This window comes from Pseudomonas extremaustralis (assembly GCF_900102035.1).
Taxonomy (GTDB): Bacteria; Pseudomonadota; Gammaproteobacteria; order Pseudomonadales; family Pseudomonadaceae; genus Aquipseudomonas; species Aquipseudomonas extremaustralis.
Genome location: NZ_LT629689.1, coordinates 1813904 through 1835889, shown reverse-complemented (window position 1 = coordinate 1835889; position 21986 = coordinate 1813904). Strand labels below are relative to the sequence as shown.

Sequence of the window (21986 nt, the reverse complement as noted above, 5' to 3'; positions counted from 1 at the left end):
TCAACTCCAGCATCATTTACGCCACCGCTTGAACTTGCGTTCAGAGCCACCCACCGGCTCATGTTCGCGTCGGTAAACCTCGGCAAAAATGTCGGTGATCGCGCGTTGCGGCCTGCGTTGCCTGAGTTCTTTGACGCGCTGTCCCAGCCGAATCAACTCCTCACTAGGCTTGGCCCACTGCTCCTCAGGAATCGACTCCGACCAGGCTTGCATGACCTCCGGCAACTTTTTGCGGCCGACCTTGGCGATGCGTTTCACCTCCCATTCGACGAGGCGGTTGGGCAAGGTCCAGAAGGTCATGACGTGGTAGAGGTACCAAAAAAAACCATACACCCAGCCGACTTCCTTCTCGCGAATCCGTCGGTGCAGGCGCGCGCGGGCGTTGCGGAAAGTGTGCATGCCCTCATGGGGCGGATCGTTTGGGCCTTGCAGGTCCATCGGGTCCTGGATGCTTTTGAGATCGTGGACTTCGTACTCCATGTAGGCGCGCACGGCTTCCCAGTGGGCAATCGCCAGCGGCATCCCGGCGCACATGAATTCAACGCGCACCAGTTCCCCTTCGTGATAAAAACCCATGCCCATGCCGTACTGGCGAGTCACACCATACTGTGAACCGCCTTGCGCCTGGACGACCCAGGCGCAGAGGGACTCCCAGGGGACGAACAGAGGAGCTGTCGCACCCCTGGGCATGAAGCAGACTTCGCGACGTTGGCGGTTGAAGCGGGTGGGGATGACTTCTGTGTAGAGGCTGTGGGCTTTGAGCCATGCCGCGAGGCAGACGCCCATGCCGCATAAATACGTCCAGATGGCATTTTCATAACCCGCTAGAAAGATACCTTGCATCGCGTCCCACATATCAGCCCGGTCATCGCCGAGGCTTAAAACCATAAGTGCGCCGATCATCGGAAAACAGACGAGCATCAAGAACACAGTGGTAAAAGGTCCCCCCAATGTCATCTGCCATGAAAATACTTGGGGCTTACCGCCGCCAAAGTCCAAGTACGTGTCGTTGAGATCGCTAACGTAGGGGCTGTAGGGCGATGCCTCTGTCGGCAGCGGTAGCGGTGCCAGGTAGGTCGTGTAGCCAGAAGCAAACGATTCGATGTCTCCAGCTCGGTATACCTTCATTGCCGCCGGATCGGTCGAGGGGGTATCGATGGGTTTAGTCATGCGAAATCAACTCCAGCATCAGGGGCTCTATCTGCAGCAGCGGTGCGTTGGGGAGAAGGGGTTCCTGATCAACTGGCGGGAAGGCTCCGCTACCCCTTGGCTCAAAGCGGATAGAGTACGTTCGCTGATGCGGCTGCCCGTTGGCGTTGGGGCTTTGAATGACCACCACCAGCATTAGCTCTTCGCGGGACCTGTTTGGTATCAGTTCATCGGGCACGGGGTAGCCGATGCAGAGAATCATCTGATGGCCATCGACGCGACGTAGCCTGGCCTCGACGGCCTCACTGAGTATTTCCCAGCGTTCGTGGGGCATCCCCCTTTCCACGCGAATCGTGCTGATGCGGTACGCAGCGATGCTTAACTGATGGCTGGGCCTGCCGCCCATCGGTGGCGTAAATGCGCCGATATCCAGCCCGGGCAACAGCAAATGCATATCGCCGACCTTGGCTTCCAGCAGCAGGTCTTTCCACCAGGTGTCGTGTTCGACAGGGCCGACCTGCACGGAGGGTGCCTGCATGATCGCGATCAAGGCGTTCTGGTAGTCAGCCAGGCTCAAGGATTTGCGTTTGCTCGCGTCCCGTCCCCACGGCGTGCTTTGTAGCCATTGGTCATGGGCACTGGTGTTGTAGTGGTTGTAGAGATAGTTACCGCCCAGCTCCAACGCCGTAAACAGCGCGCCGACCAGGTTTACACGGAAAAAAACGCTTGAGAGCCGCGCACCGGCGGCGGCCCATGCGGCGGTTCTGGCGGCTCCTTGTTCGGCCATAAATACGGCGTAGCCTGCGGAGGCAGTACTGTTCAGACCATACAGATTGCTCGTCAGCAAACCGCTTGAACCGGCCATCGACATGATCGCCCCAGCTTGAGCCCCATCGTTTCCGCTGCGGACGGCTTGCTCCCAACTGCTTTGATAACTATTGAGACTGAAGCTGGCAGAGGATGCCCCTAATAGATATGTCATCACTCCCAAACCGATGTGCAACTTGCCCATCTGCACATAGACATAGTCGATAGCGTGATTCTGCAGCCCTTTGGCCAACACTGAGATGCGAGCGCTCAGCGCCGTATCGAATACCCCTTGCGCCGCAGCAAAACCGGCTGCGCCCGTGGCCGTCAAAGCACTAAAAAGAGGTCGAAAAGTCGGTGGGGTATTACTTGTCGCTGAACTCTCTATCACCACTTGCCAAAGATTCAACGCCTGCACCACAAACACCAACAACGCCGCTCCATCCCCCAACCGATTCGGTAGTGGCGCCGCCTTCACCCCCTCGCGAAAGTTCCTCATCAACTCCGCTATTTCCTGCCGGCCCGCTGGCGGAAAGACCACCGTGATACCCGCCCGCGCGGGCGTGGCCCCGAAAAACTGGACGTGGTTGCCCGGCAAGTCGCCAATCGGGCTGAGTGCGTTGGCCAGGCGCGCTTCGGCGATGCCCAGTCGATAGCGGGTGTTCGCGATTTCAACCTGAAGCTCTCGCGCTCTGGGCGATTTGTGCCCTGCCGTCTGTTTTGTCCAGACCCGTTCGCGCTTGAGCCTTTGCAGGTACTCCTGTTCTCTGAACCAGTCCCGGAGTTCGCGCCGGAGTGAGTCCTTCTCGTCCGCCGATGCAAAGGTAAAGGTCACGCCCTCGTGCTTCGCCGCGTCCAGAATGCGCATCAGCAAGGCCTTGGGTAAGCGACTGAAGAGCTGATCGAGCGTCGGCATCGCCTGGCCCTTGAACACCTGATCAAAGTCCGCCAGGGCTTTTTCCATGCCGCGATTGAGCGCCGGGGTCATGGTCTGCTGGGCAGCCTCGGCAACCGCGCGGGTGTCGTCCGGCAGCCTGTCGAGGGCCGGCAAACGGTTGTTCTCAAGGTCCTGAAGTTTTTTCAGCAGTTCGGGCATGTTGTTGAACAGCGTCATGCCCGCCGCCGGCACGAACGCATACTGAGCCCGGGCCGTCGTATGTTCGCTGTAGGGCCGCGTGTAAAACTGCGGGCGACTGAAGTGCGGGGCTTGCTCCAGGTACTGGAGCACCCGCTCGCAGGCGTCATCGCTTCGGCAAATGTCCTTCAGGCAGGCGTATTCGGTGGTAAAACATTGGCCGATCTGTCTGGCATCCTCGGGGTCGTAATACCACGCGCTTTTATGGAAAAAACCGGCGCAAAACAGCGCCGTGCGATCCGCCGTGATGTGCTCGAGCAGGGTGTTCCAACGCTGGAGGGATTGGCGGTGAGCGAACAGCGCGTTGTCCATCGCCTCACGGTCGATCAGGTCATTGATGCCGCGCTGGCCCATCTTCGCGCCATTGAGGACATCCCTGATGCGGCGGTCCTGCTCTTTACCAAGCTTGATCAGGGCTTCGAAATGTTCCTCGACGAAGTCCTGGGGCGACGTCTTGAAGTGTTCACGGGTGTAATAGCGCCGATCCGTGTCTTCGATGTCGTGAGTCGCGGCGGCGTAGTCTGCAGAGGCCCCCTGGTAACGGACCATGTACAGCGCGTCTTCCAGGGCCTCCTTGTGCAAGCGCGCCAGTTCTGGCGGTACGGGACTGCCTTTCGGCGGTGTAGGCAATCCGCCTCTGTTGAGGTAATCGACCAGAGCCTGGCGCGTCGTACCTTGCTGCGGCGCCGGCATGGCCTCCAGGTCGGCGAGCATGCGCTTGATGGCCGGGTGGTTACTGGCATCGGCCAATCCGCCGATATCCGCCTGGGTCAATTGGGTCAGCGATTCGATATAGCAGGCCAGCAGGTAGTCACGCTCGTTGCCGCGTGCTTGCGATCCGCCGTTGGCCCACGCATCGATCCACCCGACGACCTTATCCTGGTAGTTGGCGAGGTCGCGAAGCACGCCAATATCATCCCTCACCGGCAAATACATGACGTCATAGCGGTACTCTGCCTCGACGCAATCGCTCAGGTGCCGCATCGGTACATCATGAAACCGTACAAATGTTTCCCACAAATAGGGGGTGCGTTCAGGGTCGGGATCGCTGTCGTCATCGCCGCTGCAAGCGACCTCGGCCAACCAACGTTCGGCCTGGTCGGGCGTCAATAAACCGGGGCCGCCGGTTTCACAATTGGCCTGGCCCAGATCGACGGCCTGCATGAAGTAGTCGCGTTCGGATGGGCTGTAGAGGACCTGGCGGCACTTTTTCGCGGTCCACTGTATTTCGGAGTGGCAGACATGCAGCTCAGCGCGTGCGGGATAGATCAACACCGGCTTGTTGATGGGCGTTTCGCGGCGATCACTGTGGACGTCCGTGCCTTGCCAGAGCATCGCGGTGACCACGCCATCGAGGACGCGGTATTCCGAGAGTTCGCGCTTTTTCGCGTCGATCACATAGAGCCAGCCATCGCGCATCAGACGAATGCCGAGCGGGCGGGTGGCGAGTGTGTAGGGAACAGGGATCTCGGCCGAAGGGTCCAGGGCGGGGTCATCGACCAATCCGTAGCACAGGGGCACCAACTGCATCGTGCTTTTCATCAGCGGGCAGGTGGCCATGGAGTTTTTCGCGTCATCGCGGCCTAGATTGACGTGGTTAGGGTTCTTTTTCATACCGGGTTCCTTTGCAAGTGTTCAGCCCTTGCCTTGGCGATACTGGCGACCTCTTCGAGTCGCTGCGTGGGGGGTTGCTGCGAAGGGGTTTTGAGTTGGGCATCCAGGTCTGGATGCGCCTCCAGCGCTCGTTCGCCGAGAAACCCATGGATGTTGGCGTAGAGAGCTATATCGGTTTCGGTGTTGAACCCGCGATCGTAGGCAGTCGATGCAAGCGCATGCAGATGTTCCCAGCGCTGTGGCGGGGTCGCATGAGCCTGATAGTGTGGAAAGTGTTCGTGCAGGTGCCGGTCGATGCGCATGACGGCATGGCGAAAACTCACTGCATCCAAAAGACCGAGTTGCTCATCGTTCAATCGATAGCGCGTGTTGTGATCGGTCTTTGGGGCCCCGCCCGGACGCAGGGTCAGGTGCCAGCATCCCCGCGCCGCATCAGCGGTGACCACGTGGGTGCAAGGACCGAACAAGGTGGGGTCCTTGATGCTGTGGGCATGCACGAGGAGGGCGCGGGTGACGGCGGGGTCGGCGATGCGCAACAACACTTCTTCGCCTTGGGGGTGCCATACGCTGGTGAGCCAACGCCAGTGTGCGACCAGGTCACCCCACGGATGTTCGCTGAAGACCAGATAGCCCCATTCCTGGCGGGAGGCACTCAGGAACTGCTTCAGGACCGGGTCGTTTGGCGTTTTTATCTGCACCAGGCAGGGGGCGATATCGAGAACTTCAGCCCAGGGCGTGCCGAGGTACAGCGGTTCGAACAGCGGACTTTGTGCCCACTGGTACAGGCGCTGTGGAAGTTTTTCGATGCTCACACCATCCAGCAGCAAACCAACGGTGCTATTCCACGGCAAATGTTGCGGCAGCCCATTTTCCAGCGTCCATTCGGAATTAAGCATTTCCCGCCTCCTGTTTGGCTTTTTCGCAGATCGCGCAAAACGGTTTCTTGCGCATCAATGCTTGTCGCAGTGCCGGCAGCAACAGCTGGCCTGGAGCCTCTACGTCCGCGGCCTTCAACAGTCCCGGCAACAACGGCGCCGCCGCCGTGCCGCTGCCAGGACTGCCCCCGGAATTCAGATTCGTCGCCGGGCCGCTGATCCACACGCCGCTGGGATCGATTTTGATAAAGCTCCCGCCGGCCTTGAGCGTCAGTTCTATACCCGCTTCCAGCACCGCCTTCAGCCCGCTGCTCAGGTGTATCTCCCGGCCCGCTTCGACGAACTGCCCCGCGCCGATCTTGACGTGCTGATTCATCGCCACCGTGAGGTGGTCGTCTGCCCGCGCCTGGACTTTGCGGTCGGCGTGGACGGTGTGGTGTTCCTCGGCCTTGAATTCGCTGTAGGCGTTCTTCTCGACCGTGTCGTGGCGTTCGTTGCCGACGCGGATTTTCTGGTCGTGTTCGATGTTTTCATCCCAGTCGCGCTGGGCGTGCAGGAAGATTTGTTCCGCGCCTTTTTTGTCTTCGATGCGCAGTTCGTTGAAGCCGCTGCCGCCCGGTAAGCTGAGGGTTTTGAATACGGTGCGGGTTTTGTTCGCTGGCAGTGGGTAGGGGGCGGGGTTTGTCTTGTGGTACAGGCAGCCGCTGATCAGCGGTTGGTCGGGGTCGCCTTCGAGGAAGGTCACCAGCACTTCCATGCCCACGCGGGGGATGGCGATGCCGCCGTAGCGGGCGCCGGCCCAACTGCTGGAAACACGCAGCCAGCAACTGCTTTTGTCGTCGCCCCGTCCTTCGCGGTCCCAGTGGAATTGCACTTTGACGCGGCCGTGTTCGTCGCAGTGGATCTCTTCGCCTTGGGGGCCGGTGACGACCGCGCTTTGGCTGCCGAGGATGCGTGGTTTGGGATGGTTCAGCGGTGGGCGGTAGAACGCGTCCCACGGCGTGGCGAGAAAACGGTTGCGGTAGCCCTGGTGGAAATCGTCCTTATTGTCGGTGGTGTCGCTGGTGATGGACTCTTCGAGGACTTGGGGCTGTTTGCCTTCGTGGAGGACTTCGGTGAGCAGCCACAGGTCGTTCCAGCGGGCTTTGGGGTGGTGGGTCAGGGGCAGGAAGTGGCCGCTGAGCAGCAGCGGTTGATCGCTTTTGCCTTCGGCGAGCTGGTAGTCGCTGCGGTGGCGTTCGAGGGCGCGTTTGGCCAGGTGCCTGCCGCGTTGGCTGTCGTGGAAACGGCCGGGGTAGTCGTAGTCTTCGAGGTCGGGCAGGGCGTCGCTACGCTCGTCGCCTTCGAGGGTGACGCGGGGGATTTCAAAGTTGTAGTCGCGGCGGGTGGTCCGGCTGGTACGGGTTTCCAGGCGCAGGTCGAAGCGCTTGACCACCGGCTCGCTGGCCACCAGGCCGGCGTCTTGCTGGTAGGCCACGGGGGCGAGTCTCGGGAACACCGTCTGGTCGTCGCCGAACACCACGGTGTGGGCCGTGGCGCTGTGCTGGAAGTGGTAGTGAATACCTTCTTCTTCGCACAGGCGCTGGATGAAATGCAGGTCGGATTCGTCGTATTGAACGCAGTAATCCCGTGTGGGATACGTCGTGCCCAGGTGAAAGGTGTAGGCAGTGCTCTGGATGCCATGTTCTTCGAGAACCTGGGCAATGATGCTGGGCACATTGAGGTTCTGGAAGATGCGCTGGTTGAAGCGGTGCGCGAGGTACGCCAGTTGCGGGCGCAGGGTCACCGAATAGCGGCTCAGGCGCTTGCCGGCGTCGCCCTGGGCTACGCGATGAAGCTGGCCATGAACGCCACGGCCGTCCGGTGCCAGCTGCAAAAACGCGGGCTTGTGCAACAGTGCCTCGAGGTCGAACGACGGGTGTTCGCTGACCAGTTCAATGTCGAACGCGAAGGGTTGGCTGATGGCTTCGCGTCCCGTGAGGGAAAGGACTTTAAGCTCGTATTTCAGCCCCTTGAGGATGAGGCGGAAGTGGGTCTGGTTGGCTGGTGCGAACATCCCTTTTTTCCTTCTGTCATGCCGTGAACTTGCTTGAAAAATGAAGGTGCCCAAGGGGCGAAATGCCCGGTTGGGAAGCGTCTTCGTATCAAGCGGCGTGCCAACATAAATAATGTCCATATAGAACAATGGCTTAGTTGGAAAAAGGCAGCCGGGACAGGTTTTTTGGACGGAAAAACGGGGAAAAGTGCGCAAGAAGTTGCACAGTGCTGTGCAACTTCTTGCGCACTTGGCTGCAGCCCTTGATTGGTAAGGGCTGCAGGGGATTTAGGGGTGGGTTTTCAGCTTTTTACTGTGCAACTTTTTGCCATGTACGTGGAGCGTTGGGAGGGCGGGGATGTTGGGCAAATGTGTAGAAAACTGCGTATCGGATTTCTGCGGATTGGGCCGCTTCGCAGCCCAGCGCGGGGCACGCCCGCTCGCCACAGCAAACCCGCTCGTCAGGGTTATTGGGTCAGTCGAGAATCGCCTTCAAACGTGACAGAACGCTCTCACTGGCTTGCTGCATTGGCGCGCGCAGCTCACAGCCGATCAACCCTTCCATTGCCAGTGCAGCCTTCACCGGCGCCGGGTTGGGCTCCATGAACAGCGTCTCGATCAGCGGCACTAGGCCCATGAACGTTGCCCTGGCCTCCGTCAGCTGGCTATCTCGCACCTGCTGCCATAGCGCCACAAACTGCTCGGTGCGCACATGGGCCGAGGCCGCAATCGCCCCGCTGGCACCCAGACACAGCGCATTGAAAATCTGGAGATCCTCGCCACACAACACATCCACCGCGCCACTGGCCAGCAGCGCCAGGGTGTTGGCCAGGTTGCCGCCGCAGTCCTTGATCGCCACGATCCGTTCGTGGGCGACGATATTCAACAAGGTCGCCTGCTCGAAGGTCACGCCGGTGCGATAGGGAATGTCGTAGAGAATGATCGGTGCACTGGACGCATCAGCCACGCTGCGGAAGAACGCTTCAAGGCCGGCCTGGGAAGGGCGGATGTAACTTGGTGCCGGCACCAGCAGGCCGGCCACCGGGCGTTTGAGGACCTCGGCCTGGAACTGCAGCAGCTCGCTCTGATTGTTGCCCGCCAGGCCCATCACCACACGGTGCGCGGGCACCAATTGCAACACCGCATCCAGTACCGCCAGTTGTTCCAGGCGGCTGAGGGATGCCGCTTCGCCAGTGGTGGTGCACACCATGATCCCGGCCACGTGCTTTTCCAGCAGATGGCTGACCAGCCGGCGCAGGCCGATAAAATCGATGGCGCCGTCATGAAACGGCGTGACCACGGGAACCCAGATACCTTGAAACGAGGACATGCACTTTCTCCTGATGATTGACCGTTTGAGTCACCGTCAGAAGGGCATGGGAATTGTGCAAGGGGGAGGGAGTCCGTCGCGCTCAATGTCCTGTCAGCTCATCTGACGGGACAGCGCGCCCCGGTCACATGAGCGACTGTTTCTTCGATTTGAGGGTGCGCGCAACGCAACCTTGCGCCTTGGCAATCAAGCCAACGACGGAGAGGTTAACGGAGGACATTGCGGACATTGGCTGACACACCCTGAAGAAGGGCTTCATCTTCAGCGAAGATTACAGGATGTGTCAACGGTGTGTTTATCCTACGGGTTTATTCAAAGCGGTCGATGCGTGTATCGGAATAGAAAAACTCGTTCTTGTCCGTGCTCGACTCGAGGAAGTACGCGTAGTCGGTCAGGTAGTACAGGTGAGTAACCCGCTTGTACTTGTCGTCGTCGGTGCGGCACGACAGGGCCTTGGCACTGCCCAGCAGGTTGGGGTTGAGTTCGCTGGCCTGCAATTGGCGCTCGACCACGCAACGCGTCACCAGCTTTTGGTCATAGGTGCCGACCAGGCTGTTGAGGGTCGAGCGGTTGAGCTCGTAGACCACGGTGTCGCCCACCGGCAGGGCATTCCAGTTACCGCTGAGGCTCAACTGGGTCAGCGTTGTGCTTTGCGCCATGCCTGCGCCGCCGAAGGTGGATTTCGACACTAGCTGTATCAGGTTGCGCCAGCTCACCGATTGCGACTCGTAGCCGTCACCACGGTGGGCGATCGACAGTTGGCCGCTGGCCGCATCCGGGCTGATGAACTGTTCGCTGAACTCGTTGCTGGTCTTGCCTTTCATGGTCGAGGTGCCGGTGAGGCGCAGGTACTTGAATGTGTGCGCCGGCTTGTCCTGGTTGAACGGCGCAAGCGCGGCGAGCACCTGGGGCTGCACAGAGGTCAGGGCGATGACTGGGGGCGCCTTCAAGCGCGGCTTGAACACCGGCAACGTGGCGATTTTTTCCGGGCTGGTGCACACCTGCTTGAACAGCAGCGCGTAGTCGCCATCGCTGCCGCTGATATTGCGTGGCGTTGGAAAGCTGTCGACCCGGCCGTCACTCACTCGATTGCGTACATCCAAATCGTAACCGGCCAGTTCCTGGTAGGTGCCGCCCGCGCAGGACACGGCAAAGTGCTCGCGTTTTTGCGCGTAGGGCGCGTCGTAGGGCAGGTCGTTGAGCACCGTCGGGTTATCGAAGGCGGCCCAGAAGCGGGTTTCATCCTTCACCGTCTTGACGCTGGCAGCGTCGATCAGCACCCAGTTGCCGCGCTCGTCAGTCTTGACCAGGCGCCAGTCAGGCTTGGGTGTGTCGGCGCAGGCGCGCACGAACGTTGGGTTGGCGGCGAGCTTGGCGTAGAGCTCGGCAGACATCTTGCGCGCTTCGGTGTAGCGCCCGGCCTTCAGCGGATACACCCGCTGGGCACCATCGAGGTACAACAGGTGCAATTGCGCTGAAGAACACGCGGCCTCGAACTGCATGGTGCGCCGCACGCCGCCGTTGGATTCGGGCATCAGCAGTTCGAAACTGAGCAGGTCGCTTTCGCGCACGACGCTGTTTTCGACCAGTGGCTGGGCCAGCGTGCCGGCAATCAGTTGATCGACTCTGTTGGCCTGGGTGGCGCAACCGGACAGGGTGGCGATGCCACCGGCAAGCAAAAGGGAAGTTAAAACGCGCACAAGAGCCTCATTGAGTCCATTCGGGGATGTCAGGGTGACGGCGGGTGGCGGCGAATCTTTAACCGGGTGTTGTGGATGCCTGTAAAGCGGTGGCGCGGCCGCCGTCGGATATGTTCGGGTCGCAATCAACCTGCCGCTGTTTCAACGAGCCGTTAGTGTGTACGGACTTTCCAGGAGAACTTCGATGATTCGACGCGCGTGTCTGGCTGCTCTGCTCACACTGTCTGTATCCACCGCGTTCGGTGCGACTCCTTACGACCACCTCTATGCCTTTGGCGACAGCTATTCCGACAACGGCGCGGGTGACATGCTCACCGCCCGCTTGGTCGCGCAGCAGGTCAAGGATGCGCAGGTGTTGCCAGGTCCGTTTTACTGGAAGGGGCGCTGGAGCAATGGCCAGACCGCCGTCGAAGGCTTGGCCAAGGCGTTGAAGGTTCCTTTGACCGACTACGCGGTCGGCGGTGCCAAAAGTGGTCATGGCAACTATTACGCTTGGATGATGCCATCCCGCGACACCGGGGTCCTGGGACAAATCGCCGAATACTTGCAGACGGCCGTATCGCACCGGGCAGATCCCAAGGCGCTGTACTTTATCTTTATCTCCGCCAATGACTTTTTCGAATGGGCTGATTTCTCTCACCCCGAATCTATCGAGGCACTCAGCACGTCGAGCCTGGCCAACATCCGCAACGCCGTAGAGCAGTTGGCGGCGGCGGGAGCCAGGCAAGTGATGGTCGTCGGCACCACGGACCTGAGTCACGTGCCCGCCGTAGTACAGGGCCACCAAGTCGCCAACGCGAACCAGTATCAGCAGTTGCTGGCACAAAACCTGCCTGTCGTATTGGCGCAACTGCACGGAGTGAACGTGCGCTACTTCGATCATCTGGCATTCAGCGATGCATTGCGCGCCGACCCGGCGGCCCATGGCTTCAAGGACCTTGATACGCCATGCCAGGCCACTTACCCGGATGTGAAACCGGTGTGCACAGACCCCGACGCGCACTACTACTGGGACGAATGGCACCCCACGCGCAAAGTACATGCACTGGCGGCCAGAGCTATGCTGGAAACGCTGAACGCACGGCCTTAGCCGGTGATAGCGATGGCTATTGCGGCAATGTCGATCTTGCTCATGGTCATCATTGCCTCGAAGGCACGTTTGGAAATCACCGGGTCGGGGTTGGATATGGCGTCCGTCAATACCCGAGGCGTGATCTGCCACGACAGTCCCCACTTGTCCTTGCACCAGCCACAGGCGCTGGCCTGGCCACCGTTGCCGATGATGGCGTCCCAGTAGTGGTCGGTTTCAGCCTGGTCATCGGTGGCCACCTGGAAGGAAAACGCCTCGGTGTGAGGGAAGATCGGGCCGCCGTTCAGGCCGAGGCAGGGTATGCCCATGACGGTGAATTCCACGGTCAGCACGTCGCCCTGTTTGCCGGAGGGATAGGCGCCGGGCGCCAGGTGCACCGCGTCCACCGTGCTGTCCGGGGAAGGTGTTGGCGTAGAAACGGGCCGCCTCCTCGGCGGTGCCGTTGTACCAGAGGCAGACGGTGTTTTTGCGGGGCATGGTCGGTCTCCATGTGTGACGGGGTATATGGAGTCTAGACGCCGAGCTGCTGTTCGATCGCCGCCTTATCAATCACTGACCAGACGTGCGCAATTTTCCCGTCGATGAATGTGTAGAACACGTTTTCGGAGAACGTCACTTTGCGACCGTTGATCGGCAGTCCGAAGAACACGCCCTTGGGGGTGACGTTGAAATTCAGGCGACTGGCGACGGTAGGCGGGTCGCAGATCAGCAGTTGAATGTGGAACGCCAGATCGGGAATCTCGCGCAAGTCACGTTCGAGCATGGCCCGGTAGCCTTCCAGGCCCAGCGGATTGGCGTTGTGGGTCACGTCCGGGTGCACGAAGTGCCCCAGACGGTCCCAGTCCTGCTGGTTGAGGCAGTCGATGTAGCCTCGGTAAATGTCGGACAGTTCGGTCCTGGTCATGGGTATTCCCTCAAGCCCTGCGCGCCATCAATAGCACCGACGCCGCCGCCGCCAACAGCCCCGCGCAACAGCGATTGAACAACCTTTTGCCCCGCGGCTCGGCAAACCAGCGGCGCATGTGCAGGCCCATATAGGCATAGGCGCTGATGGCGATCCACTCCAGCATCAGGAACATCGCACCCAGCAAGGTGAACTGGGGAGTGATCGGCTCACCGGGCACCACGAATTGCGGGAGGAAGGCGGTGAAGATCAGGATGGCTTTCGGGTTGCCCGCCGCCACCAGAAACTCCTGACGCGCCAGCGCCCACAATCCCACTTTTGCCGCCGTCGATTCAGCCTGCGCCTGCGGATCGGCGCGCCACAGCTGAACCGCCAGATAAACCAGATAGGCCGCCCCCAGAATCTTGATCCCATAGAACAACAACGCCGACGTTTGCAGCACCACCGCCAAGCCGGCGGAGGCGAGGGCGATCATTCCGGCGAAGGCCAGCAAGCGGCCGATGCCGGCGAGGCAGGACGCGCGGTAGCCGTAGCGGGTGGCGTTGCTCACGGAGAGCAGGTTGTTCGGGCCTGGCGCCATGTTCAGGGCGAAGCAGGCGGGGAGGAAGAGGGCGAGGGTGGCGAGGTCCATGGCGGCTCCGGGATCGCGGCAGTGGGGAGGGTGAGGATAAGGGCGGCGGGGGGCGTTGGACAATGTGGGCGTGTGGGGCTGACCGTCAACGGGTGGTCGATGGGGCGAAGATGTTGTTACCGGGTGTGGTCATGCAGCTTGCGAAATGAGGTGCTTGAGCGGTTGCGCACACGTTCGCAGCGGTGCGTGAGTGCCGGAGGACGGGGCAACGCAAGCCAGGCGCGCCCCGGTATTGCTACACCTCTCTGAAGCTCGCCGTCTGGATTCCAGGCGCACCCTGTGCAATGCAGATCACTGAAATCTGGGGTCGAGTATCACCGTCCCTCAGGAGGTAACGTTCATTGACTTGAGGTCCGTTCAAGGGAAGGCAGTTTGGAACATCCCACAGATGCAGGCCTACGCTTACATAGGGGCCGCCGTTTGCAACGACCGTTCCTGTGGCAGAGCTATATACTTCCGTCATGTTGGCATCCATCCTTTACACGTCATTGAGAAGTGGGTCGTTTGATCGGCTGTCTGGCACTTGTATTGAACACCACCGGTTCATAACCCACTGTTCGAGATTAAAGTGAGTGAGACGCGCTCGGTAAGTATCGTTACCGTAGCGTGCTAGTTGGGGTAGGGGCCCGGCGCGAATGCGTTGATGGAGGTGTCGAAATGAATGCTCGCCTGATTCTGTGCATTGAAGGTCACTTCAAGGTAGCGGCTGAGTTGAAAAGTCGAACGTGTTCTTGGCGAGGTATTGGAATACGTTGAATAAGAGGTCGCGGATTTGAACGCCCCGGTTGGAATTACACTGCCGTTGCTGATATCGCTGCCGACCAAGACCCATATGATCGAGGCAGGCTGCGATATATAGCGAGATTGAAAACGGTTGAGGGTAAAAGTGTTGATCGGCGACGGTGCTGAGGGTTTGCCGGATGCGCTGTCGTACATAAATAAAGCCAACCCCGTGATCAGGGGTTGCGAGTTGGAAGGGGCTTCGTAATAGATACCTACCGTCCCGTCCTTGCCTTTACCGTCTCCATTGATTTGCACACCATTGAAGCTATAGGCGTTGCCATAGAGCACCGAAGTTATAAGGCCCATGTTAATGACGTCGACGGAACTAACGGTGCCATTGGCGATATAGAGATTGCTGTCCGGTTCAATGATCAGCTTCATCGAGTCTGCGATAGGCGGCGGCAAGGTTAAAGCGATCACGGTATTGTCAGCTTCGGACGCTGGGTTGGGGACAACGATGAGAATTGATTGATGGCTGGCATTCAGAAATTGCCTGGCATCGATATCTAGATAGAGGGTCAACTGCAATGTGCCTGCTTGGCCTATCTGGGCAAATAGACCCGCTGCCAAGCCTGCGCACACGAAAATCCACGACCTGTATTGAGACACAGGACACCTCTGCGCGAATAAAGAACACCCGTTTCCGCCAAGGCGGAGACGGGTGCGATACCCCTGGGTAAAACCCGGTCAACTGCCCGAGTTAACAATGGTGCCAATGGTCGAACCCGAACTGACCGGCGACACCGAAGGTTTGCCGCCCTGATTGGTGATGGCGTACGTGCTTGGCAGCACTTCCAGATAGTATTCGACGATGTTGGCGGAAAACGCGAAGGTGCAGCCAGGCGCCGAGACGCTGGCCTGGACGTTCCCCGACTTTAGGTTTTGCTGGGCGGCTACCAGCAAGATGGTTTCCAGCGGTTTCATCATGATTGAACCCTGGGGGTTCAGGGTAAATGCACAGAACGGCAGGTACTGGGCACCCCCCGATGGCGTGTTGACAAGGCCGGCGAGGCCAACAGTCAGGGGGGGGGTACCGGCAGGACGATTATTGAACAGCCCCAGGCTGTCGGCTGGCACATTGGCAACCCCGCCCGATACAAAGCTGCCATCGCTGTTGAAGGTTTGCGCACTGCCCAGGGACAAGGCGGTGGAAATGGACTGCATTTGAATCGTCGTATCGGCTGCGATGTTGCCTTGGGTGGTGACGTACAGCTTGTACTTTGGCTCGTAATCAATGTCGACCAACCCGAACATGGTGCCGAACGGGACAGAGAACCACGTAGGCACACCGGCCGTGAGTTGGTTGGGTCCTACTGCGCCCTTATACGCCAGCAAATTATAACCCTGAGCCTGTAACGCACTGAGCACGGCCTTCTGATCGGCCGAATTGAAGTCAAACTCTATAGTGAACGTAGTCATTTTTTCACCTGTTAATCCTTAACGCATTAAAGTTTGTCAGCCGTTCTGTCCACGCGACTGGCTATTTGAACCGCCGGAAGTTTCGTTAGTTGTTTGCGAATTCCGGTGATTCGGTTAAAAGCATAGGGGGATGAGGGGGTATTGATAAGTATCGTTACTGTAACGCTGTGCCAACATTATGTAGTCAGCGCGTGAGCGGGTGCTATTCCACTGTCTATGGAGAGAAAACCCTGCAGTGCGTAACAAATAGATGACGCTAGTTCCTGTTGATGGGCAATGGCGGTATAGGCGGCTCGGTTGAATTGTTCCGACCAGGCCACATAACCCGTTGTTACGTCGATCAGGCGTACAAAAGTTCTAACGCGTTCTGAATCGACATGAACACTACCCTCCAGGCGAAGGCCGACACCGTCACATGGAAACGCGGCGCTTGTTTTTTCGGGGGAATAGGCTCTGCAGGTGTCGGCGTATTCGACGATTATTTTTCGCCCCAGGTTTTTATACAAATGATGGGTCAGTTCTTCATGCAGCCCTTCGGTAAAACACACCCAGCCTACCTGCGAGGACAGGCATTTGAATGGGCTGATACAGAAAATACCGCTGTGCTGAGCCCCTTTGGCATTCACCGGGCCACGATGAAAGGTCGGCATGTAACACCCCAGAGGGACCACGATTTTGACCTTGGCGTTGCATCCATATGTGGCGTAGTAATTTTTTAGTTTTGCCCGCAGACGTCCGACTTGGACGCGTACCACCGGGTCTTCACCCGTGCTGTACGACTGCGGATCACGGTCAAACACACCAATGCCTATGGCGTATTCGCTGGTATCCCTGACGGACTCTAGAATGGCCTGTTCAACCAGATAGTCCAGCAAACGACTCATGCGTGGAGAGTGCTTGAACATTTCGCTGGATAATAATGTGTCCCTGGCGAACTGGATTTCAGATAATTCAATAAGGTCATGACCAAGATACTTGATGTTCGTGTCAGTCATCGCAAAACTTCCTCTGCATCCGTTCATAGAAAAAGTGCTCGCATGCTAAATGACGAAGTTAGATACATTCCTGGGCAGCCCTGCATTCGCCAATTAGCATGGTTTACAACGGCTGCCCATTGATTCCGAATCAAATTTTTTTGGTTAGTTTGTATCGTCAAGCTTTTTTCAACTTGCTTCGGTAGTCTAGCGGCTAATTGACGGGTGCCTAAGTATTGTTACCGTAGCGCCCGTTGAGCTGATCGTTCTTCACACTGCAAACACGCGAGGGCAGGTATTCATTCGTGCGCCATGGGACTGGCCTGGAGCAAGTCACATTGCAGTGTGCCGAAGGGGATTTTAAGAACGGCTGCCCGAGCGGGCAGCCAAAAAAGCGTGGTGGATCAGAAGCTGTACTTGGCGGTCAGCATCATGTTGCGCGGGTTGCCGTAGGTGTCGCCGCCATAGCTGGCAGAGTTGGCGATGGATGAGTAATAGCGGCGGTCGAAAATGTTGTTGGCATTGAGTTGCAGGTCGAGGTGGTCGCTGACCTTGTAGCCGGCCATCAGGTCAGTGACGGCGTAGGCGCCTTGTTCGAGCCGGTAGGTGCTGCCATCAGCCAGGGCGATGTCGTTGTACATGCGACTCTGCCAGGAGATGTTGCCGCCCACGCGCAGTCTTTCCAGCGGGCCCTGGAAGTTGTAGCGGGTGGTGAGCTTGAACAGGCGTTCCGGTGTGTCCGTGTCGAACTGCTTGTTGACCTTCTGCGGGTTGGCATCGTCCTTGATGGTGTGCGTACGCGCGTAGGTGTAGCCACCGCCGACCTGCCAGTTGTCGGTCAATGCGCCTTGCAGTTCAAAATCGATACCCTGGCTGCGGATTTCGCCGGAGCCTTCATAGCAGGAGGTTTGCGGGCAGTTTGGCACGAACACCTGCACGGCGCGGTTCTGCTGGTCGACGCGGAACAGCGCCACACTGGCATTCAGCGCACCGCCCAGGTATTCGCCCTTGATGCCGACCTCGTAGTTCTTGCCGACGATGGGCTTGACCGGGGTACCGGAGGCGTCCTTGGAACTCTGCGGCGTAAAGATATCGCTGTAGCTGACGTAGACCGAGTGATGATCGTCCAGCTCGTAGATCAGGCCCGCGTAGCGCGTGAGGTTACGCGTGACCTTGTAGTCGCCGCTGCCATCGCGGTTGTCGTAGTCGTACCAGTCCAGACGTCCGCCGAGGATCAGCTTCAGCGGGTCGGCCAGGCTCAGGCGCGTGGTGAGGTAGACACCGTCCTGGGTGGTGACTGTACGGCCATCGCCGGTGTGGACGAAGTCCGGTTTGCCTGCGGTGAGCGGCCAGTTCCTGTCGTAGGGGCTGTAGCTGTGGGTGGTCATGTCGTAGATGCGTTTGCTGGTGCCCACCACCAGTTCGTGGGTACGCCCGAATGCCTGGAACGGCCCGCTGGCAAAGGCGTCGATGCCCGTTTGGTTTTCATCGTAGGCGGCCTGGTAGACCGTACGCGCCATTGTGTTGTTGATCCAGCGCGACTGGTAGGAGCCGGAGAACAGCGCGTTCTGTTCGGCGTAGTTGGCGTTGACCTGAAGGTTCCAGTCATTGGCCAGGCGCTGACGCAGTTCGGCGAAGACCGTGTTGATCTCCTGGTCCTTGTTCTCCCAGTCGGTGCCAGGGTTGTAGGAGCGCGGCAGGTTCAGGTGATGGCCATCCTGGCCGATCATCGATGAGCCCCAGAAATAATTGGTCTTGTCCTTCTGGTTCGAGAAACCCAGGGTCAGGGTGGTGTCTTCGCTCAGGTCGGCTTCGGTGACGGCATAGAACAGGCCGTGATACTCCTCGGCGTTGTCGATGAAACTATTGGCGTCGCGGTAAGAGGTGACGACCCGACCGCGCAGGGTGCCGCTGTCATTGAGCGGGCTGGAGGCGTCAAGCTCGCCACGATAGTCGTCCCAACTGCCGGCGGCGCCGGTGAGGGTGACTTTCTGTTCGTCCAGCGGCCGCTTGCGGATCAGGTTGATGGCGGCCGAAGGGTTGCCCGAGCCGGTGACCAGGCCGGTGGCGCCGCGCACCACCTCGACGCGATCGAACATCGCCAGGTTCGGCTGGGCGCCCACGGTAGAGCCGCTGTAGCCGCTGGGGATGCCGTCATACATGAGGTTGTCAACGTCGAAACCGCGCGAGGTATAGGACTGCCGGCCAGGACCGCTGGAGAAGTTGAGGAACAGGCCGGGCGTGGCGTTGACCACGTCGTTGATGCTGGTCATCGCCTGATCGTCCATGCGTTGGCGTGTAATGACGGTAACCGCCTGTGGGGTCTCGCGCAGGGTGAGTGGAAGCTTGGTTGCGGTAGCCATCGCACCGGTGGTGTAGGACTGGGTGCCTTCGGTGGTTGTGCCCAACTGTTGCTGCCCGCTGATTTCGGTGGCCCCCAGTTCTAGCGTGGTGGCGGGCGTCTCCGCCTCGGCGGCGAAGGCCGCTTGTGAGGTAGCAAGACAGATGGACATGGCCATCAAATTGAATGAAAACCCGTTGCCGCCGTATTGTTGCACCGACATGAACCTGCCTCTCCCGAAACGCCATTTCTGGCGAATAATAATGCTGTTGATAATTATTCTCAGGATTGTGGCAGAAGATTTCCATATGAAAAAGTCTTTGGGGAGAATCCGTTAACGGTCTTTCACCCAGGGCAGGGCGGCGCTCGGCCAGCCTTGCACGTTATTCCTACGCCGAGGGCTGAATCTAGAACGACATCCTTACCCCCAGCGTGCCCTCGTGACCGTTGTACGCATTGCTGTCCAGATTGCGGTTGTAGCTGACTTCGCCATACACGCTCACCCCAGGTGCGACCTGCAGCGTGGCGCCCAGGTTGACCTCTGCGGTGCTGGCTTTCTGTTGGGTGTCGATGCGGGTGGCATGGTTATAGATGACGCTATTTTCGCCATCGTTGGTGTGCCAGACGTTCGCCCGCACATACGGCTCGAAAGGCATGCCGCTGACGCTGTATTCACTGCGCAGGCGCACGCCCAGGCGGGCGGTGACGCTGGTGTCGGCGTCGTAGGAAACATCGGAAATGCCATCGTTCTGTTTATCCAGAGTGGTCTTGCCCACGATCAGTTGCGCCTGGGGCTCCACCACCCAGTGATCGACCATGGGGAACGGCCAGCCGACTTCGGCGGAGGCCGTCACGTTGTGTCCGCGAGTGTTCATCTTCACGCCCCGGTCCGACTCGTTGTTGCCATCGAAGCGGGTCCCCATCAAAACCAGGTCCAGGTAAGCCTGGTTGGCGCCGATCAACGTCCAGTAGACCCCCAGGCTGTCGCCGCGCAGGGTGGTTTTGCCGGCATCGAGGTCTTGCCAGCCGCCGTTGAAGCCCTTGACGTTACCTTTGAGGGTGCTGTGGCCCACAAAGAGCCCGACGCGCTGAGTCTGGCCTGCGTCGTTGGTGTCGACATAGACATCGCTGCCCACCTGGAAGCCCGTCACCGAACTGTTCAGCGTCGGGCTGACCGTCCCGGCGAAACTCTGGCGGTTGCTGCTGCCATACACGCGCCCCCAGCCCGCCGGGACGGCGCCGGATTGCTGCTGGCGCTGATCCCCCAGGCGCTCGTGATAGGTGCCCAGCATGCCGCGCACCACCTGGTCGGCAGCCGGAAACAGCGCCGCGTAGATCGGCACCTCCTCGCGGTAGATGGGGATCGGAGTGTCGCCGGGATTGGGCGGCAGCGGGGGATCTCCGGGAACCGGGGTAGGCAAGGGCACGATGATCACCGGGCCGGGCGGAACCACCGGGATGGTTGAGCGCAGGTAGTAGTTTTGTTCCGTGCCGGCCGTGACGCCGCCCTTGAACAAACGATAGTCAAACGCGCCGGCCGACACCGGGCCTGCGAGAGAAAAGGCGCTGCCACTGCCGGAGGCACCGTTGATGGCCTGCACCACTTGGATGCCGTCCTGCAAGGTCGCCGCGCCTGCGCCACCGAGGTTGGTGACGCTGAGGTCCGTGGTGCCACTGAGCGTGCCCTGGCTGACGATCAGTTTGTCGCTGGGCGAGCTGTCGTCACCCAACACGCTTTGCAACGCAAGGTGGCCGCCGGTGGCGGTGTAGTTGCCGTTGACGGTCAGGGTGTCGCTGGCGCTGGAACTGCCGCTGGTCATGTCGATGAGGCCGCGGTTGTCCAGGGTGGTCAGCAGGCCGGGGGTAAAGGGCGCGATGACGCCGGTGCTGACCAGCAACGCACTGCTGCCGAAGATCGTCATGGTCCCGGTGCCCGTGCCGGTATCGCCCAGGGTGAAGGTACCGCCGAGGCTCAGTTGCGAATTGTTGTCCAGCCGCACGTTCTCAAAGTTCACATAGCGACCCGGCGTGCCGACCTGGGAGTTATCGAAGGTCAGCGTGTCGGTGCCCGTCCCGCCGTCTACCACGGGGGTGTGCGCGACGATGGCTTCGGTCAGGTTCTGCAGCAGCGCGGTGTCGTTGTCGGCGCCCAACAGCACCGCCGAGTTGATCCGGCCACCGCCGATCCAACTGAAGGCGTCGTTACCGAAACTGGCAAGAATCTGCCCATTCACCGTACCGCCGCTGATGGTAATGATGTCTGCGCCGCCGCTGGTGCTGATGTTGCCGCCGATATAACTGGTGCCCGACACCAGGATGGTGTCGTCGCCAAAGCCGGTGACCAGGTTGTTGACGATGGTGCCGCCGCGCATGTCGAACAGGTTGTTGTCGAGCTTCATGTCGACACGGCCGATGGTGCCGCCGCTCATCAACGCTTCGTCGCCGTCTTCGAAGGCTCCGGTGATGGTGCCGCCACTCATGGCAAAGATGTCATGGCCATCGCCTTGCGCCAGCGACGCGATGGTACCGGCGCTCATGGAAAACCTGTCGATACCGGCGCCCTGGCTGATGCTGCCGGCTTGCCCGCCACTGATCTGCACCACGTCGGCACCGGCACCCTGCACGATCGGGCCGTTGACCTGCCCTTGGAACAATCGAAAGATATTCGCGCCATCGCCCATGTTGACCCCGCCCGCACCGATCACGGCACCGGCGGTATTCATCTCGATCAAGTCGTTGCCGGCGCCGTAGGTCACGCTCTGGACGCTGCCGTTGCCGGACGGGAAGATCAGGCTGTTGTTGCCTTGTAGATCGACCAGGCTGCCTGCGGCGCCGCTGGTGCATTCGATCACGTCATCGCCCGCAGTGATCGTCAACGGGCAGGCGGTTGCCCGCTCGGGCGCGCACGCCAACCATGACACTGCGGCAATCGCGGCGCTGAGGCAGGCCACGGGGGGGAGTCGTGTGCTCATGATCCGTCCTCGTTCAACACGGCCTGGTATCCCGAGGGGTATCAGGCAGGGCTCAGGCCATGGCAACGACGAACGCGATACGGATCAGGGACAGCGGGTTACCTGAAGCTGAAAACACCGGCCAATGCAAAGGGTTGGCATGGCTTTCTCGACTGCACCTCAAGCTGTGCAGGACTTTTTGCACCTTAGTCGGCTCTTGAGCGGCGCGCTACTGTTAGAAATAACAG

General features: G+C 59.7%; 14 protein-coding genes and 1 pseudogene. 1 reads left to right on the top strand and 14 read right to left on the bottom strand.

The window, feature by feature from the left end:
- Positions 1-12: 12 nt before the first annotated feature.
- The 6 genes from BLR63_RS08665 to BLR63_RS08640 form a co-directional block, all read right to left on the bottom strand.
- Complete coding sequence (locus tag BLR63_RS08665) at positions 13-1170, bottom strand: hypothetical protein (protein ID WP_167359821.1); 1158 nt, start codon at positions 1168-1170, stop codon at positions 13-15.
- On the bottom strand, positions 1163-4651 hold the full coding sequence (locus BLR63_RS08660; RefSeq protein WP_331716419.1) for a toxin VasX: 3489 nt from the start codon (positions 4649-4651) through the stop codon (positions 1163-1165). The genes BLR63_RS08665 and BLR63_RS08660 overlap by 8 nt, the downstream gene beginning before the upstream one ends.
- A 50-nt stretch (positions 4652-4701) precedes the next feature.
- Positions 4702-5601, bottom strand: coding sequence for a DUF4123 domain-containing protein (locus BLR63_RS08655; protein ID WP_010568138.1), 900 nt, complete (start codon positions 5599-5601; stop codon positions 4702-4704).
- Positions 5594-7636: a type VI secretion system Vgr family protein gene (locus BLR63_RS08650; RefSeq protein WP_083365939.1), complete on the bottom strand. Its 2043-nt coding sequence runs from the start codon at positions 7634-7636 to the stop codon at positions 5594-5596. Before BLR63_RS08650 ends, BLR63_RS08655 begins: the two co-directional genes overlap by 8 nt.
- Positions 7637-8090: 454 nt before the next feature.
- On the bottom strand, positions 8091-8945 hold the full coding sequence (gene dapA, locus BLR63_RS08645; RefSeq protein ID WP_010562714.1) for a 4-hydroxy-tetrahydrodipicolinate synthase: 855 nt from the start codon (positions 8943-8945) through the stop codon (positions 8091-8093).
- A 308-nt stretch (positions 8946-9253) separates the two neighbouring features.
- Entirely contained in the window at positions 9254-10645 is a 1392-nt protein-coding gene (locus BLR63_RS08640; protein ID WP_010562715.1) for a hypothetical protein, read from the bottom strand.
- 184 nt (positions 10646-10829) lie between these two features.
- Here BLR63_RS08640 and BLR63_RS08635 point away from each other — a divergent pair, with 184 nt between their 5' ends.
- The gene (locus tag BLR63_RS08635; RefSeq protein ID WP_010562716.1) at positions 10830-11735 is read left to right on the top strand and encodes an SGNH/GDSL hydrolase family protein; all 906 of its coding nucleotides are present in this window, start codon (positions 10830-10832) and stop codon (positions 11733-11735) included.
- Here the strand turns inward: BLR63_RS08635 and BLR63_RS08630 are convergent.
- The 8 genes and pseudogenes from BLR63_RS08630 to BLR63_RS08595 form a co-directional block, all read right to left on the bottom strand.
- Positions 11732-12212: pseudogene (locus BLR63_RS08630) on the bottom strand (VOC family protein). The gene BLR63_RS08635 and the pseudogene BLR63_RS08630 overlap by 4 nt on opposite strands.
- Positions 12213-12246: 34 nt before the next feature.
- Entirely contained in the window at positions 12247-12639 is a 393-nt protein-coding gene (locus BLR63_RS08625) for an ester cyclase (RefSeq protein ID WP_010562718.1), read from the bottom strand.
- A gap of 10 nt (positions 12640-12649) precedes the next feature.
- Positions 12650-13270, bottom strand: coding sequence for a LysE family translocator (locus BLR63_RS08620; RefSeq protein WP_010562719.1), 621 nt, complete (start codon positions 13268-13270; stop codon positions 12650-12652).
- 609 nt (positions 13271-13879) lie between these two features.
- Entirely contained in the window at positions 13880-14581 is a 702-nt protein-coding gene (locus BLR63_RS08615) for a hypothetical protein (protein ID WP_231998148.1), read from the bottom strand.
- 159 nt (positions 14582-14740) lie between these two features.
- Entirely contained in the window at positions 14741-15472 is a 732-nt protein-coding gene (locus tag BLR63_RS08610) for a hypothetical protein (RefSeq protein WP_010562721.1), read from the bottom strand.
- 176 nt (positions 15473-15648) lie between these two features.
- Positions 15649-16467, bottom strand: coding sequence for a hypothetical protein (locus tag BLR63_RS08605; protein WP_010562722.1), 819 nt, complete (start codon positions 16465-16467; stop codon positions 15649-15651).
- A 383-nt stretch (positions 16468-16850) separates the two neighbouring features.
- Positions 16851-19010 (bottom strand): TonB-dependent siderophore receptor, encoded by a 2160-nt coding sequence (locus tag BLR63_RS08600; protein ID WP_010562723.1) that lies wholly within the window; start codon positions 19008-19010, stop codon positions 16851-16853.
- 184 nt (positions 19011-19194) lie between these two features.
- Positions 19195-21759: an autotransporter family protein gene (locus BLR63_RS08595; RefSeq protein WP_010562724.1), complete on the bottom strand. Its 2565-nt coding sequence runs from the start codon at positions 21757-21759 to the stop codon at positions 19195-19197.
- Positions 21760-21986: the final 227 nt, after the last annotated feature.

Bases quoted from the DNA above. Each gene is read 5' to 3' on its own strand.
- BLR63_RS08660 (WP_331716419.1), bottom strand. From the start codon at position 4,651: ATGGCCACCTGCCCGCTGATGAAAAGCACGATGCAGTTGGTGCCCCTG.
- BLR63_RS08620 (WP_010562719.1), bottom strand. From the start codon at position 13,270: ATGGACCTCGCCACCCTCGCCCTCTTCCTCCCCGCCTGCTTCGCCCTG.
- BLR63_RS08655 (WP_010568138.1), bottom strand. From the start codon at position 5,601: ATGCTTAATTCCGAATGGACGCTGGAAAATGGGCTGCCGCAACATTTG.
- BLR63_RS08650 (WP_083365939.1), bottom strand. From the start codon at position 7,636: ATGTTCGCACCAGCCAACCAGACCCACTTCCGCCTCATCCTCAAGGGG.
- BLR63_RS08610 (WP_010562721.1), bottom strand. From the start codon at position 15,472: ATGACTACGTTCACTATAGAGTTTGACTTCAATTCGGCCGATCAGAAG.
- dapA (WP_010562714.1), bottom strand. From the start codon at position 8,945: ATGTCCTCGTTTCAAGGTATCTGGGTTCCCGTGGTCACGCCGTTTCAT.
- BLR63_RS08595 (WP_010562724.1), bottom strand. From the start codon at position 21,759: ATGAGCACACGACTCCCCCCCGTGGCCTGCCTCAGCGCCGCGATTGCC.
- BLR63_RS08600 (WP_010562723.1), bottom strand. From the start codon at position 19,010: ATGTCGGTGCAACAATACGGCGGCAACGGGTTTTCATTCAATTTGATG.
- BLR63_RS08605 (WP_010562722.1), bottom strand. From the start codon at position 16,467: ATGACTGACACGAACATCAAGTATCTTGGTCATGACCTTATTGAATTA.
- BLR63_RS08635 (WP_010562716.1), top strand. From the start codon at position 10,830: ATGATTCGACGCGCGTGTCTGGCTGCTCTGCTCACACTGTCTGTATCC.
- BLR63_RS08625 (WP_010562718.1), bottom strand. From the start codon at position 12,639: ATGACCAGGACCGAACTGTCCGACATTTACCGAGGCTACATCGACTGC.
- BLR63_RS08665 (WP_167359821.1), bottom strand. From the start codon at position 1,170: ATGACTAAACCCATCGATACCCCCTCGACCGATCCGGCGGCAATGAAG.